Origin of the sequence: Mucilaginibacter sp. 22184 (genome assembly GCF_052045695.1) — a bacterium.
Lineage (GTDB): Bacteria > Bacteroidota > Bacteroidia > Sphingobacteriales > Sphingobacteriaceae > Mucilaginibacter.
This window is the reverse complement of sequence record NZ_JBQEPI010000010.1, coordinates 132,594-149,163: the sequence shown is the minus strand read 5'-3', so window position 1 is coordinate 149,163 and position 16,570 is coordinate 132,594. Positions and strand designations below refer to the sequence as shown.

Annotated in this window: 14 protein-coding genes; all 14 read right to left on the bottom strand. The window is 35.9% G+C overall.

The window, feature by feature from the left end; translation table 11 throughout:
- Nucleotides 1–621 (bottom strand): CatB-related O-acetyltransferase, encoded by a 621-nt coding sequence (locus ACTJKG_RS22055; protein WP_440740427.1) that lies wholly within the window; start codon nucleotides 619–621, stop codon nucleotides 1–3.
- Nucleotides 618–1,484, bottom strand: a complete 867-nt coding sequence (locus ACTJKG_RS22050) for a sugar transferase (protein ID WP_253952263.1) — start codon at nucleotides 1,482–1,484, stop codon at nucleotides 618–620. Before ACTJKG_RS22050 ends, ACTJKG_RS22055 begins: the two co-directional genes overlap by 4 nt.
- 65 nt (nucleotides 1,485–1,549) lie before the next feature.
- Entirely contained in the window at nucleotides 1,550–2,962 is a 1,413-nt protein-coding gene (locus ACTJKG_RS22045; RefSeq protein ID WP_440740426.1) for an oligosaccharide flippase family protein, read from the bottom strand.
- Nucleotides 2,963–3,035: 73 nt separating this feature from the next.
- Nucleotides 3,036–3,971, bottom strand: a complete 936-nt coding sequence (locus ACTJKG_RS22040; RefSeq protein ID WP_172336428.1) for a glycosyltransferase family 2 protein — start codon at nucleotides 3,969–3,971, stop codon at nucleotides 3,036–3,038.
- A 94-nt stretch (nucleotides 3,972–4,065) separates the two neighbouring features.
- The gene (gene rfbH, locus ACTJKG_RS22035) at nucleotides 4,066–5,370 is read right to left on the bottom strand and encodes a lipopolysaccharide biosynthesis protein RfbH (RefSeq protein ID WP_172336429.1); all 1,305 of its coding nucleotides are present in this window, start codon (nucleotides 5,368–5,370) and stop codon (nucleotides 4,066–4,068) included.
- 42 nt (nucleotides 5,371–5,412) lie between these two features.
- Complete coding sequence (locus ACTJKG_RS22030; protein WP_440740425.1) at nucleotides 5,413–7,131, bottom strand: thiamine pyrophosphate-binding protein; 1,719 nt, start codon at nucleotides 7,129–7,131, stop codon at nucleotides 5,413–5,415.
- Nucleotides 7,118–8,188, bottom strand: a complete 1,071-nt coding sequence (locus tag ACTJKG_RS22025; RefSeq protein WP_172336431.1) for an NAD-dependent epimerase/dehydratase family protein — start codon at nucleotides 8,186–8,188, stop codon at nucleotides 7,118–7,120. The genes ACTJKG_RS22030 and ACTJKG_RS22025 overlap by 14 nt, the downstream gene beginning before the upstream one ends.
- On the bottom strand, nucleotides 8,188–9,270 hold the full coding sequence (gene rfbG, locus ACTJKG_RS22020; RefSeq protein ID WP_172336432.1) for a CDP-glucose 4,6-dehydratase: 1,083 nt from the start codon (nucleotides 9,268–9,270) through the stop codon (nucleotides 8,188–8,190). The genes ACTJKG_RS22025 and rfbG overlap by 1 nt, the downstream gene beginning before the upstream one ends.
- A 2-nt stretch (nucleotides 9,271–9,272) precedes the next feature.
- Nucleotides 9,273–10,046, bottom strand: a complete 774-nt coding sequence (gene rfbF / locus ACTJKG_RS22015) for a glucose-1-phosphate cytidylyltransferase (RefSeq protein WP_172336433.1) — start codon at nucleotides 10,044–10,046, stop codon at nucleotides 9,273–9,275.
- Nucleotides 10,047–10,064: 18 nt separating this feature from the next.
- Nucleotides 10,065–11,105: a ferredoxin--NADP reductase gene (locus ACTJKG_RS22010; RefSeq protein ID WP_172336434.1), complete on the bottom strand. Its 1,041-nt coding sequence runs from the start codon at nucleotides 11,103–11,105 to the stop codon at nucleotides 10,065–10,067.
- 142 nt (nucleotides 11,106–11,247) lie between these two features.
- Complete coding sequence (locus tag ACTJKG_RS22005; RefSeq protein WP_440740424.1) at nucleotides 11,248–13,617, bottom strand: GumC family protein; 2,370 nt, start codon at nucleotides 13,615–13,617, stop codon at nucleotides 11,248–11,250.
- A 5-nt stretch (nucleotides 13,618–13,622) separates the two neighbouring features.
- Nucleotides 13,623–14,423 (bottom strand): polysaccharide biosynthesis/export family protein, encoded by an 801-nt coding sequence (locus tag ACTJKG_RS22000; protein WP_172336436.1) that lies wholly within the window; start codon nucleotides 14,421–14,423, stop codon nucleotides 13,623–13,625.
- Between the two features lie 174 nt (nucleotides 14,424–14,597).
- Entirely contained in the window at nucleotides 14,598–16,076 is a 1,479-nt protein-coding gene (locus ACTJKG_RS21995; RefSeq protein WP_440740423.1) for a hypothetical protein, read from the bottom strand.
- A 53-nt stretch (nucleotides 16,077–16,129) separates the two neighbouring features.
- Entirely contained in the window at nucleotides 16,130–16,441 is a 312-nt protein-coding gene (locus ACTJKG_RS21990) for a DUF3467 domain-containing protein (protein WP_076374980.1), read from the bottom strand.
- Nucleotides 16,442–16,570 lie beyond the last annotated feature (129 nt).

Genomic DNA, 16,570 nt, shown 5'->3' with positions numbered 1-16,570 from the left:
TTAGTTATATAGTTTTAAAAAATCATCCGTATTGAATATGTATTTTTCAATCAAAGGTAGTTTATCTTCTTCCCAGTCCCACCACTTAATTTTCAATAATGCCTTTATCTTATCCTCATCAAATCGGTATTTAACGACTTTTATCGGCGTTCCAACGGCAATTGCATATGGCGGAATATTTTTACTTACCACGGCACCAGCGCCAATAACAGCTCCATCTCCTATTGTAACACCTCCCAATATGGTAACATTGGCACCTATAAATACATCATTACCAATGTTTACGGGTAAATTTTCTGTAATCTTGTCCTCCTTACACAAAGTTATCCCGTTTTGTTTATAGGCGGAATAGAACATTGGGGCCGTTGATATACCATTTGTAGGATGGATACCCAAACCACAAACTAAATTAGGACCAATAGAGCAAAATTTACCAATAACTGTATCAGTGATATTGGAATTAGGTGCGATGTAGGTATAATCGCCTACTTCAACATTATATAACTTATATATTGAATATAATTTTACAGACTTACCAACCCGGGTATTTACTTTACTATTTCCATAGTAAAGAATATTTAAAAAAAATGAGAGCAGCTTCTTAATTCTGTTAACTATCATTTAACGAGTTTTTTTAAAGTTGAGTAAATATTGTATTTTTTTAAAAGCAGAATGAATTTAATTTTATAATGCGGAATTGTTTTAGCGTAAAAATTATCTACTTGTTTTTTATAATATAAATCTTCTTTAAGATCTGTTTTAGTTACTTCAATATAATCTGTCGGGGCTGAATAGAATCCCGATTCACTTTTTGAATTAGTACCGGTATCATCAAATCCATTATTAAGGGTTAACGATTTATAAGGAAACAATGAATATCCCCCTGCAAATAACCACGATGCATACCATTTAACCGCCCAGGTATATAATTTACCATCTCTGTTTAAAATCAATTGGTAATAATAATCGGCATGTCCCTGGATGTTAAAATCCTTGATCTTCTTTTTTGAATTCAGGCGCTCCAAGTGTACGTTGGTATCATGGTCATAGTGCTTCCACGCCCTCGCCCAGGTCCCCCAACCCCAGCAAGATAAAATATTTAAAAAAAAGGTTTCATTACCTTGATCTTTCGTTTTAACAGGGTATATATACCCACTCACATGCATTACTTTGCTCTCGGGCTCATAAAGGGTTAAAGCATCATTCATATATTTCAGAAATCCTACAGAAGTGATCAAATCATCCTCTAAAACTATGATCTTCCCATGCTTATTAACAACGTCAGTTACTCCTTTAACTATGGAATTAGCCAAACCATTATTACTTTGAGATTCTATTATAATTACTTCCTTACACCACTTCCTTGCTCGAATGATATTCCTTGTTTCGTCGATTTTTTTTAGTTGGGAATCTGTGGCATCCGCTTTGGGGCCATCCGCATATATGTATAACGTGCTTTTATCTGCCAATTCATTATTTGACAAAGCCTCGAGCGTTTTTTGCGTATGTACCGGTCTGTTATAAACAAATAATACGATGGGTGCTAAATTCATATCCTCTTCTTTATTAGCAATATAATTTTCCCTATTTCCTTCCTGCAGTCAAAAAATAAGTATGCGGTCAATAATCCAAGTAGCACCTGTTTCATCAACAAAACATCAAAATAAAGCGAAAGCCATATTAAAGTGGAAAACAATATCTTGGGCATCCAAAATCCCCATACTCTGGCTTTATTGAATTTAAGACTATAAACAAATGTGTAATAAACGGTGAAACTCAATACAAATAAGAAAAAAGAAATTGAGTAAAACTGCGCGATTGCTTTTAGTGAAATAAATGCACCTATTACAATTGCACTGATGAGGAAAAAGGCTCCTACCCACCCTGATATCATAAATTCGCGTTCCTTTTTATATAATATCAATAAAGATCCGCATGTTGATGATAACGTTTGGGTAAATATCAACAATCCAAAATAGGGTAACAGTACAGCTACCTGGAGCCAGTTTTTACCCCATAATAACAAAACTAACTGGTGCGGAAATAATATAAATATAATTACCAAAGGATAGCTCAGGAAGGTTATTACCCGCAATACAAAGTAATATTCAGATTCTATATCTCCTCCTTCGGTTTGTAGTTTTTTCATACTTGGGAAGAGTATGGTATTAAACAAACCTGTAATTAAACTCAATGGTAAAATTAATAAGGAATAAGCTCTATTATAAATACCTAGATCTGCAGCGCCATACATTTTACCAACAAGCATATTGTCGGTATTTCTTGACCAGTAGTTAATGGTATTAAAACCAATCACACTCCCAATTAATCTTTTAGTGTGTTTAAACCCTACTTTTATATAGCTTAAAGGAAATATTTTAAAGCCCAGTTTCACCTCCCTTTCATAATATATAGCAGTTATAATAGCGGTAAAAATTTGCGGTATTACCAAAGACCAATATGCGGCACCCAGATAAGCCAGTATAACAGTTATGATCACCGAGATCACCATACATATCAGCGTTACCTTACCAATAAAACCAAACTTCAATTGTTTAGCTAATAATGCTCCCTGAGCTAAACTTAAACCACGTATTAAAAACGTTGTTGATAATACGATTGTGGGCCAAAACAGCTGACTGTTTTTATAAAAAAGTGATATCGGGTAAGCCATGATCACGGTTATCAGGAATAATACCGATCCTAATATCCACGATAAATTTGTTAAAATGCGCTGATAAGTTCTTCCATAATCACTCCTGATCAGGGCATAAGAAAGTCCGCCATCAGAGAAGATTAAGATAAATCCGGTGAACACAGTTATTAATCCCATCAAGCCATAGTTTGCTGGAGTTAATATTCTTGAAACTATAATTGATGAAGCAAAATTTATTAACTGTGAGAGATAAGTATACCCCCCAGAAACCAATATATTTTTAAATAGATTTTTTTTAAAGCTCATTGTTTATACATAAAATTTATTATTCATGAGATATATTGTCTGATCTGAAAATAAATCTTACTATAATTTAATATTACTTGATAACTCTTTTTAGCGAACTTATTGCCCACCTCGCAGGAACGTAGAAAGGGTAAACAATTGAAAACAGCGTAGTTGCATTCTTAGCAAAGGAAATTTTATAAAAGGCCTTAAGATATTTAGCCGTCCCTTGTGATTTATACATTGTTAACCTTATCAGGTTTTTATGCATAAAATATAATTCCAATGCAAAACGCTGAAAATAGTTTACCGGAAGTTTTTTGTAATTGTCGAATATTTCATTCACTGACCCATCATCTCCGTAGCCCCAATCCTTTTTTTTCACAGGCTGTGTTACTTTAACCGGGAGGTTACTTAAATTGTATACAGTACCTTTTAAACACCAGATACTTGCAAAATAAATAAACTGATAAAGGTTATCTACTTTATGTTCTAAATAAACTTCTCGCAGTCCCTCCCTTTTCAGGGTTAATCCACTTAATTGGTGGCCTTTAAATGAATTGATTAGCAGCGTCTTAAAACCCGGCTCAAAGCACTTTATTTGATCCATTTTATCTCTTGGAGGGCCTAATATTTCATCATTTACTGAAACGGGTACAAAATTAGGGATAATTGCATACGTAGATTTATCCCGGCGAAGTATATCCATACATTCAGTAAGGTATTCATAGCTGATATAATCATCATCACCTAAAAACATTACATACTCATCCGTACACTTTTCCAATAAAAATAAAACATTGGTCTTAACACCCAGATTCTCCTTTTGCTCATAAGCAACGATATTTAAATCATGGGTTTTGCTAAAGTTTTCAATTACTTCCTGGGTGTCGTCCGGCGAACCGTTATTGGATATTATAATGGTAATTTCATCTGAAAACCCGGCCTTCTTAATGATATCAAATAAAATATTCAAATTTTTCAATAAGAACTCGCTACGGTTATACGTTGGAATTAAGATGCTTAACATTTGATAAATTATGTGATTGCAGACGCGATTATTTACTTAAATTGTTAATTGTTGCAAGGTAACTTGCAACAATTAACATAAATAAGCGGGTAAGTTAAGAATTGATATAATCCCTGATGACTTTAGCAATATAGTCGTAATGAGTTTCATTCAGACCGGGCCAAACACCTAACCAAAAAGATTGGTTCATGATAATATCGGTATTGGTTAGATCCCCTACTACTCTGTGCTCAACATTTGCATAGGCAGGCTGCCTCAATAAGTTACCTGCAAATAATAAACGTGTTCCTATTTTGTTTTCTTCAAGGTGCTGAACCAGCATATGCCTGTCGGCAGCATCCCCTTCTCTTAAAGTTAATAAAAAGCCAAACCAGGATGGATCGCTATGTTCTGTAGGCTCAGGAAGAATAAATATTTCTTCAAACTCCTTCATTCTGTCATAAAGCAGTTTGTAATTCTGACGGCGTTTTGCAACAAACTCATCAACCTTATTTAATTGCGAAACGCCAAAAGCGGCCTGCATATCTGTAACCTTTAAATTGAAACCGATATGAGAATAAGTATATTTATGATCGTATCCGTATGGTAATGAGCCTAATTGCTGCGAAAACCTACATCCGCAGGTATTATCTTTTCCAGGCTCGCAATAACAGTCTCTGCCCCAATCCCTAAAGCTTTCTGCTAGCTTAGCCAGTTCTGCATTATTAATTAAAACGGCACCGCCCTCGCCCATGGTAATATGATGCGCCGGATAAAATGAAAAAGTGGCAATATCTCCAAATGTTCCGGTTTTTTGGCCCCTGTAAGTAGCGCCTAAGGAGTCGCAATCATCTTCAACAACCCAAAGATTATATTTTTTAGCCACCCGCATTACCTCATCCAAATTGAATGGATTACCTAAGGAATGTGCGATCATTATAGCTTTCGTTTTTGGTGACACAGCCGATTCAATAAGTTCTGCCTTTACATTGTGGGTTGCCACATCAACATCAACAAAAACAGGGATTGCGCCAAATTGCACAATTGGGTTAACAGTGGTTGGAAAACCTGCGGCTACAGTGATTACTTCATCGCCAGGTTTAATTGCCCTATCGCCCAATTTAGGGGATGTTAAGGTATAAAAAGCCACTAAATTTGCAGAGGATCCTGAGTTTACTAAAAGTGCTTTGTTGGCTCCGAAATATTGAGCGAACTTATACTCAAAATCATTAGCAAAACGACCTGCCGTTAGCCATCCGTCAAGCGTAGCATCAACGCCTAATAATATATCCTCCTCATTTAAGACCTTACCTGTAACAGGTATATAATTTTGACCAGGAACTATAATCTGAGTAGTTTTCTTTCGAGCTATCTCTCTAAGACTTTTTTCAAGTTCGGGATCCGTTATATTTTTTAACATGGGTATTATTGCTATTTTTTACTGATTTTTTACTGTGATTAATTAGGTGCTTTCCATTTCAATAGGTTTAGCAAATGGCTCCATCTCTGTTATCGGTTTGCCAAACGCTATTTTTGGATACGTATTGGTATAAGGATCTATCATGATCTGGAGTAGAACAGGAGCATCTTTATTCGTATCATTCCACATCCACTTCACTGCATCCTCAATCTCCTCTTCCTTTGAAATGGTTATGCTGTTTATTTCGTATGCCTTTGCTACTTTTTCAAAATCCGGCGCGCTATATCCCCAATATGTTGACTGATACCTTGATTCAAAATAACTATCCTGAAACTGACGAATCATGCCCAGATTTTTGTTATTCATGATGATCACCTTTACCGGGAGTTTATTTCTTGATATAGTTTGCAACTCCTGTATGTTAATTTGCATACAACCATCGCCTATAATGGTTACTACCGGCTGCCTATCCAGGGCAAAACTTGCACCGATACCAGCGGGTAAAGCGTAACCCATGGCTCCCATACCAGCCGAGGTTAAAAATAACTGATCCTCAGCTAATTCAATTGACTGTGCTGTCCACATCTGGTGACTTCCGACATCCGCAATATAACATTTTGCCAAAGGTGAATTTTTTGACAAACTGTGCATAAACACATTAGGATTTATACCATTGGGCGCAAGCTCTTTTGTATCTGGCCATTGCGTCCTTAGTTCATTAATGTAATTATACCATAGTACAGGCTTAACAAACTCTTCTGTAATTGTAAATTCATTAAAGTTCTCCAGGAACTTCTTTGCATCTGCAACTACGGGTACACAGCCTTTAACCCGGTTGTTAATTTCACCCGGTTCGCAATCAATATGATAAATCTTACGATTTTCAAAAAATTTAGTGTCGGCGCCTGTTTGCCTGATATCAAGACGGCTACCTACTACAATAAGCAGATCGCATTCGCCAAAGGCAACATTCGCCCACCTGTTGCCATAACTACCAATAAAACCCACTCGTGACGGGTGTGTAAATTCTATGGCATCAACCGCTAAAAGGGTGGTTATAACAGGAACATTTGTTTTTTCAATAAATGCTTTCATCGCATCTATTGCAAATGCCGATCTTACTCCCCTGCCTACCAAAAGCAACGGACGCTGAGCATTATGAATATCAGCAACAATTTCTTCTAAAACTTCAGCTGAGGGTGTTAGCGGCACAATTGGATCTAAATTAGGTGCAGGAACAGTGATTGCTGATCTTTGAACATCCATGGGAATGTCAATCAAAACCGGACCGGGGCGCCCTTCTACAGCTATTGCAAATGCCTCTTCCAAAATCAAAGGCAAATCGTCCTGGTGTTCAACCTTATAACATGCTTTAGTAATGGGCTTCACCATCGAAATAATATCCGTTTCCTGGAAACCCAATTGTCTGATATTCCTATCACCCTTTTGTTCATGGCGATTAACCTGCCCGGTTATAAAAACCGCCGGAGTTGAATCAAAGTAACAACTTCCAATTCCTGTGATCAGGTTTGTGGCACCAGGACCACTGGTAGCTAAGGCAACACCGGGTATTCCTGTAACGCGTCCATAAGCATCGGCAGCGAATGCCGCAGCCTGTTCGTGGTGCATTGTTACAATATTAATAGCTGTTTTTTGATTTAGTGAATCAAGCAGGTGGGTTATCATCCCGCCTGAGAGCTCAAAAACATATTTAACCCCCTTTTGCTCCAAAAATTTGGCTATGTAATCAGATGCTTTCATTGTAAATGTTTTTATAACTCGTTACTGTTCGGTAAAAGCCTTCTTTTGCGGAAACTTTTGGTTCCCAACCAAGGTCTTTTAACTTATTAATGTCTGGTACAATACGGCTAACCTGTGATGGTAAGTATGAACCATTACTTTTGTTTTCCATAATAACCTTTAAAGGTTCGCCCTCAAATAGCGATACCATAATATTTGCAAGTTCACTTACACTATGTTCATTATATGGGTTACCTACGTTATAGGCCTCTCCATTTTTGCCGTTAAGTAATACTTTAAAATAGGCTATTATGGCATCAGTTATATAGCAATAGGCTCTTTTAGCTGTCCCATCACTTTTAATAACTATATTTTCCCCTTTTAAAACGTCGGCAACAAAATCAACAAACACCCGACCATCGTTAAGATCCATTCCTGGCCCATAAGTGTGAAATGGTCGAATTATTTTGGTGTTTACCTGGTATTGATGAGAATAGCTTGCACACATATTTTCACCCATTCGCTTACTTTCTGCATAGCATGATCTTACTACTAATGGATTTAGATAGCCATAGTGATCTTCATTTACCGGCATTTGGTCATTTGTTAATGATCCGTATACTTCACTTGAACTAAAAAACAAAAAAGACTCTACTTTGTGATCTTTAGCCAAATTTAGCAGATTACTGGTTCCCAGCACATTTGCATTCAGTGTACCAACCGGATCGGTGCCGTAATACTTAGGGCTTGCCTGGCTGGCCGCATGTATAATAAAGTCAACATTTGTATCCAGCCGGATTTCTTCTACAACATCCTGCTCAATAAATATCAGGTTGCTATTTGATAGATAGTCTGCAAACCTTTTTTTGGCCCTCTCAATATTCCGTACCAGGCCAATTACTTTAACTTTTTTATCCACGAAACGATCACCAACATACAGAAGAGTTTCCACCAAATACGCGGGCAAAAATCCATTGGCACCTGTAATTAATACAGTTTTACCAGCAAATCGCGACCAATTTATATCTGCCTTATATATGTTTTCTAAATCTTCGTTGATGATACTGTTGGTTGTCATTAATTTAAATTTAAAAAACCTGTTATTTGTTTTTCGGTATATTTATCCATACCTGCCTTATCTTCAAAAAAGCTTTTATACCAATCAATTGTATATTCAACTGCCTTTTTTGCATTTAATTGCGGTTTCCAACCGAGTTGGTCTATAGCTTTGCTGATATCCAGCTTTAATAAACCCGCCTCATGTGGTTGATTAGACAACTGCGGTACTTCATATTCGCCTTTACCCCATATTTCAATGGCGAGTTCAACCATCGCTTTTACGGGCAAGGCATCCTCTCCGTAAGGGCCAAAATTGTACGGTTCGGCATATTTAATGGCATCAGCCAATAACTTTTCGCCTAATAATAAATATCCAACCAATGGCTCTAATACATGCTGCCAGGGTCTTACAGAGACAGGGTTTCTGACAGTTATCTTTTTATTATTCCCCAGCGCTCTTGCAATGTCTGGTATTAAACGATCTTTTGACCAATCGCCTCCACCTATAACATTACCAGCCCGGCCTACCGCAATAGCCTTCTGGTGTTCGTGATAATTATTAATATTAAAAAACGATTTTTGATAAGAATTTATTACCAGTTCGGCACAGGCCTTACTTGCACTGTATGGATCGTATCCTCCTAACCTGTCATTCTCGCGATAAGGATATACCCATTCATTATTATGATATACTTTATCCGTTGTTATTAGAATGATGTTACATGGCTTATTTAAGGCCCTTACACCTTCTAACAGGTTAGCCGTACCAATTGCATTGATCTCAAAAGTTTCTGCCGGGAATTCATATGATAACCTAACCAGGGGCTGCGCTGCAAGATGAAAAATAAAATCAGGCTCGAACTCTTTAATACTACTTACCAACTTCTCTTTATCCCTTAAATCTGCTATTACAGATTCACATAGTTTATCGCCTTGTATTAAATTATATAAATTTTCCTCATTTTCGGGAGCCAGGGCGTAGCCCTTTACATCAGCTCCCAATATAGTTAATGTTTTGAGCAACCACGACCCTTTAAAACCGGTATGCCCGGTTAAAAAGATCTTTTTCCCTTTATATGCCGAAACTAATTTATTATACATAACTACCAAATTTTCCAGGGGGCGCTATTTGTATCCCACATTGTGTTTAGATCCTGTTTATCTTTCAATGTATCCATTGGTCTCCAAAAACCTGTATGTTTATAGGCATTCATCTGACCGGCATTTGCGATTTGTTCCATTGGTTGTTGCTCCCAAACCGTACTGTCGCCTTCTTTTATATAATTAAATACATCGGGCTGGCAAACAAAAAATCCCCCATTGATCCAGGCTCCATCCCCTTTTGGTTTCTCCATAAATGAATGCACTGTAGAGTCTTCGAGGATGTTTAAAGCACCAAATCTTCCTGATGGCTGAACTGATGTCACCGTACATGATTTGCCGTGTTCTTCATGGTATTTCACCAAAGCCTTAACGTCTACATCACAAACACCATCACCATATGTAAGCATAAACGGAGAGTCGCCGACAAAAGGTTGTATTCTTTTAATCCTTCCGCCCGTCATTGACTCATTACCAGTATCAACCAATGTAATTTTCCAGGGTTCAGCCTGCGAATCATGAACTTTGATTGAATTATCAGATAAATCAATAGTAACGTCTGATTTGTGAAGAAAGTAATTAGCAAAATACTCTTTAATGACGTAGCCTTTATAACCAAGGCAAACAATAAAATCATTAAATCCATGACTCGAATAGATTTTCATGATATGCCATAGAATTGGCATTCCCCCTATTTCAACCATGGGTTTAGGTTTCAGGACAGTTTCTTCAGATAATCTGGTGCCTAAGCCACCGGCTAATAATACAACTTTCATGTATCGATTTTTATTTGTTTAATTTGTAACCAAAACTTTTACGTTACTACTTACCGGATAGCTGCAACAAAGCAAATATTCATCTTCAGACAGTTCGTCTTTCTTCGATGCTCCAATCATTTTCGCTTCACCCGATAGTAATTTAGCTTTGCATACCAGGCAGTTCCCGGTTTGACAGGAATAAGTAAGATCCAATAAAGAATCAAGTCCTGCTTCAAGAATGCTTTTGCCTTTTACCACTTCAACGTTATAAGTAGTATCCTCAAAAACAACCTCTACATTCTGTGTTGTTATTGATTCAAATTCCTTAGGATCCTTTACTATTTCAAAGTCTTCTGTATAAATATTTTCTTCCGGTATTTGCAAAACAGACAACTGGGCCTTTACAGATTCCTTAAGTCCAACAGGGCCACATATATAATGTATTGTTTTATCCTTTGGCTTCTCCTGTTTCATGATTGATAAAACCTTTTTGGGGTTTATCCTCCCTTCAATAATCTCAGGATTATTGGCGCTTATAACAAGCTGTGAATGAAAATGAAATACTGAAAGATTTTTAAATGTTGCCTGGAGCATTTCAATCTGATCAGAGAAAATCACGCTTTCAGAGTTCTTGTTACCATATACCAATGTAATATGATCACAAACCTTATTATACAGTGCAAATTTAGCTATTGATAAAAGCGGTGTTATACCACTGCCAGCTCCCCATAATACTAAATGCGTCTCGGGCAAATCTGGTATTTTACTCAAAGTAAAGTCTCCCAATGGTTCCATTACCTCTACGATGTCACCAACTGCTACCCGATCATTAATATGGTTTGATATTATTCCTCCGGGCACCCTTTTCACTGTAACTTCAATATTAGGGTCAACACCTGGGGCAGAAGAAAAAGAATAAGGGCGTATATATCTACGGCCGTTTATTCTAAAAATTAATGTTAAATACTGGCCAGAAAGATATTTAATTTTCTTTAGGCCCGGTTGTTTAAAACAAATAGTAACAGTATCAATTGTTTCCTTTCTGACTTCTACAACTTTTAATGTGTAAGTAATCATAATTAAACCTAAAATATTGTTAAATTTCTATTCATTACATTCACAATTATAATTAAAATATTCTTAACAATCAGACAAATTCACTGAAAATTTGTTCACAAAAAAATGATTTTTCTGAAATAATTTTAATTTAATTCACATATCACTTTTTAAATAGCTTGCTAAACCAACTGGTTTCTACTTCCTCGCTATAATTTCCGTAGCCATAACCATATCCGTAGCCATAGCCTTGATAACCGCCATCATTAGCTTTAATATCGTTTACAACTAAATATGGCTTTCTGATTTTACCGGTACTCTTTAACTCGTTTACAATACCCAGTTGCGATTTAAATGTATAGTTCTGTCTAACAATGTACATCACAGAGTCTGCATACTTTTCAACGATCAGGGCATCAGAAACTAACCCGATAGGCGCCGTATCCATAATTATATAATCAAACTGCTCTTTCAATTCGGTCATCATTGCATCCACCTTTTCATTAAGAAGTAATTCAGAAGGGTTAGGCGGAATAGGCCCCGAAGATATCAGATAGCAGTTTTCATGCATCCACAATGGTTTAATTATGCTACTCACATCGGTTTGCTCACCTATAATATAATTGGTAAAGCCCAATTGATTATCCATACCAACGCTACTCGATAGTTTTGGTTTCCGCAAATCCAGCTCCATAAATAATACCTTCTTTCCCATTAATGCTAATGATAAACCCAGATTCAAACTAATGAATGATTTACCTTCCCCACTCATGCTGGAGGTTATAATTATTACATTAGGCTTATTAGAAGCTAACAAAAACTGCAAGTTGGTACGCAAACTCCGGAACTGCTCAGAAATTACCGATCTGGAACTGGCAGCCACCACAATGGAATCGCCCGAGGTATTATGACTAATTTCGGCTAAAATTGAAATATCACTTTCTTTTAAAATATCTGCCTTTGAAATGATCTTAACGTTGAGCAGCTCCTGAATGCTGATGATTAAGAACGGAATAAGCAATCCGATCACAAAGCCTATAATATAAATATTATTTCTGTTAGGCTCTGACGGAGCAAACTCGCTTTTAGCATTATCAATAATCCTGGTTGTTGAAATTGTTGATGTTTTGGAAATAGCGGTCTCTTCTCTTTTTTGTAACAGATATAAGTATAATTGCTGCTTAACCGTCTGTTGTCTTGAGTAATCTAAAAATATCCGCTCTTTTCCTGGAACAGTTTTGATCTGCCCTTTGAAATTATTATTCTGAGCTACCAATTGCTGCTTATTAAGTTCCAGGCCTTTTTTATAGGTATAGAAACTCTTTAAAAGATTTGCCCTTGCATTATCAATCTGGAGGTCCAGATTCTTTATATAGGGGTTATCATTAGTATAAGATAAGCTTTGCTTGTCCCGATCAATAAGAAGTGTATTGTAAGCCTGGAGAGAGTAAGCAAAAACCGGATCCTGGATACTTAATGAACTTGGTAAGCTTTTCTTTAAATCGGAGCTTTTAATATAGATTTCAACCTGATCTAAAACCCCCAATTGAGCATTTACAGTATTCAATTTATCAACATAATCTACAGAGCTCGATATCAACGCTTGTGATTGACCATCAATATCAGCTATGTTATTATTTATTTTAAACTTCTCCAACTGACCTTCAACACCGCCCAATTCTTTTCCAACAATATTAAGCCTGTCATTTATAAAAACTAATGTGCTGTCTGCTATGCTTATTTTATTTTCCAGGTTTTCTTTTAGATATAAATTCATCAATGTTTGAAGTATAACCTCTCCTTTTTTAGGATTAGGATACTTTAATGATAAATCTATGGTTGTAACCTTTTTATCTGATAATTCTGCTTTGAAGTTTTTAGATAAGCTTTCAATTTTCGAATCCTTTGAAACAATATTTACTTTATACTTAGCTCCGGGTATAAGTTTATTCTTATTTTCACTAAATACCAGGTCATACTGACTGAGTTTGATAACGGTACCAAATGATACCTCGTTCATATCAATATCCTCATCACTGTTTATTATTCTAAATTTATTATTCTTAAGAATAACCAGTTCAAATTCCCGGCTTATGATTGTATCCTTTTTGCTGATAACGGTCAAATCAAACGGAGCTTCATCATATAATTCCTTCTTACTTAACGTTCCCTGTTTATAAATAATTTGATTAAGCTTTAGTTGATCCACTACTTGCTTCATCAAGCTTCGTGATTGTAAAATCTGTATTTCATTATCGGCATTACTTTTTGTATCAAGCAATGAAGACAGGTCAACCATTCCATTTGAACCACTTGAAGAAGACAGCGAATTGGATTTATTATCTTCAACAAGAACTTTACTGAATATTTTATAGGATGGCGCTGTATATTTTAGATAAAAAAAAGCAGTAAATAAACAAAGTGCTATACTTATTAAAAACAAATACCATCTACGTCTGACTTTGGCTATTATTGATTTTAAATCAACACCTTCTTTTGAAGATAAATTTTGGTTACTAGAAGCTTGATTCATATTTATTACTTAATCCGGGTAATGATGATAGCGATGAAAGAAAGGAACGAGCCTATAATTGTTATAGTTCTTAATGATGCGGCATCAGAGGCGGCTATCTTTGTTTTAGCCGGTTCAACATACAGGTAGTCATTTTGTTTGAGGTAGTAATAGGGCGAATTTAATACCGCGCTCTTGGATAAATCCAGGCGATGCGCTTCTTTCGATCCATCCTGATTCATCCTTATCAATAAAACGTTTTCCCGTTTTCCATATATTGTTAAATCTCCTGCCATACCCAAGGCATCAAGTATAGTTACCTTTTCATTAGGAACAATGTAAGTTGCGGGTCTGGCAACCTCACCGGCAATCGTTATTTTAAAATTTGTAATTCTCACCGATACAGAAGGATCTTTAAAGAACGCTTTTGTTTTCGTCTCGATCGCTTCGCGCGCCTGCGATGTTGTTAATCCTACCACTTTTATTTTACCAAGTATCGGTAAATCTATAACACCATCTTTGTTAACCAGATATCCATTTGAGGTTTGAATAGCTGCACTATTACTACTACCAACAGGGGCGCTACCGGCAAGAGCCAGGTTACCCGCATTAATTATCTGAGTAGCGTTAGGATCTAATGTCAGGATAGTTACGTTAAGTATATCATCAATCTGAATCAATGGTTCTACATAATTAACTTTAGATATATTAACGGTTCTGGCCGTATCTGAAAGATCATCGAAATACTTAATTTGCTTTTTAGAAGCGCATGAAAACATTGTCAAGAGACCTATAATTAAAAATGACCCTAAAACTATTTTATACATGTTGAACATTTATTTTGAAATTGGGTTATAAAGACCATTGATTAAAGTTTCGAAAAAATTAAACATATATATTTTGAAAGCGACAATCAATGTATTTAATTTTGCAATTATTTCAACAAACATAGATTTTTTTTATAAAATAAGAAAATTTTGTTTGAATATATTAAATAATCATTAGTTAAGAACTATTAACAATGCCGTAGTAGCCCGTACTTTTATATTAATAAATCTACTTGGCGCGCTCAGATTACTTACATAACCGTCTGTTTTAAATACACCATTATCATCCACAAAAGCCCCATTAATATTAGTACCGGACGGGGAGGTACTCGACAGTGATGGCCCATTTAACTGATAGATTGTTGTTGTATTTATAACGTCCTTATTATTTATAGTAACCGACACATCGTTTTTGTCGTCTTTGTTAATTAGCAGTAATCCTTTTTTACCATCTTTTCTTGTAAATGAAAAAATGTCAATGTTTGCATTTGTACTTTGCAGCTCTGTCTTTAAAAATTGCCTAACTGCGGCTTGATGAAACAGTAACATTGCATAATACAACGGCCTGGCTACGTTTTTCTTATTAACCGTATTTATAGGCGAATAAACGTATACACTTTCTCCTCCCGTATGAAAATTAACGCCAGCAATACCTTGTTGTGCCAAATAAAATAAAAATTCAGATCCCCATAATGATGATCCAAAGGCGTTGCTAATTCCAGGCTGTCCGCCGCGATAAACCGAACTACATTCAGAAAACCGAAACGGCACTTTGTTATGTACGTTTACACCTAACTTAAGATATTCAATGATATCATGTAAAAACTGATCAAAAGTCATCAGTTTATTCATAGTGACACTTGCATTGCCTGCTGGTCCCATTCTATAATAATGGAATGAAAACAGGTTTACATTATTATTAGTGTTATTTAAAAATTGCCTCGCCCAGTTTCCGTCATTTGATTCCGGACCTGAAATTACTATTCCTGGAACGGAGCTCCTTAAAGTATTTGAAAAATTAGTGAATTCACTTTGAAAATCGTTAAAGCTATAACCGGGTTTCCTTAAATTATTTAAACCGAAATATTCCGGTTCATTTCCTATGGCAAAACTATGTATCAGGTTGCCCGATTTACTTAATACATAATTTGCTTCCTCCACATCGCTTGATATGTTTAACTTGCCCAAGTTAAGGCCCCAGATTGTTTTCCATCCAACCTGTCTGTTGAACGCAAGAACGCGGTCAACATCATTGGCATAAACAGTATCCTTGGTACCTGTCTTCCTGTTATTTTTTGACCAATAAACTTTATCGACAAAAGCCCCTCCAATTCTGATTAATCCACCTCCAAGGTTTTTAAATAGATTAATAAAAGAGGTATTTGATGTATTAAAGTAAGTTGTATCTGTTAATATCAATTTCTCAAAACTAAAACCTAAAAAATCATCAGGAACTACCGGGCTAATAACATCACTGTATAATTTAAGACTAACCGGAATAACTGGAAGCGGGCTGACTGAATCAGGTAAATTAACATGATTAGGTACAGTAACTTCATAAACGTGATCGGGTATCTTATCTTCCTTTTTACAAGAAAAAATAACTAATAACAAGATCAACAAGGTAAAGTTTAGGGGTATTAATTTCTTCATAAAATTTTTTTCACAAAATACTACTTTTTTGTTAAGTATTTGTTTCGCTCATCTTATGCTTGCCCCATTGTCCCACCAAAGTTCATCGGAAAACCTGAAGGTTCCTGTTGAACTTTAATACGTCCGTTAATTGATTCAAATTTTTCCAGATTGTCTTCCAATGCAGTTAATAAACGTTTAGCATGCTCCGGCGTTAAGATAACACGCGACTTTACTTTTGCCTTTGGTATCCCGGGCATTACTCTTATAAAGTCAAGCACAAATTCTGAGCTGGAGTGAGTAATTATTGCCAAATTTGAATAAATTCCTTCTGCTATCTCTTCAGAAAGTTCAATATTCAGTTGATTTTCATTTTGTTCTTCCATTTCATTAAAATAATAAAGCCATTCATCCATCGAAAGGCTCTCCAATAATAATAAATATTGTTCAACCTAACGTACAAATGCTTTATTGTAAGCAACGAAACTCTAAAACCATCATGTTTAGGTTTTGTT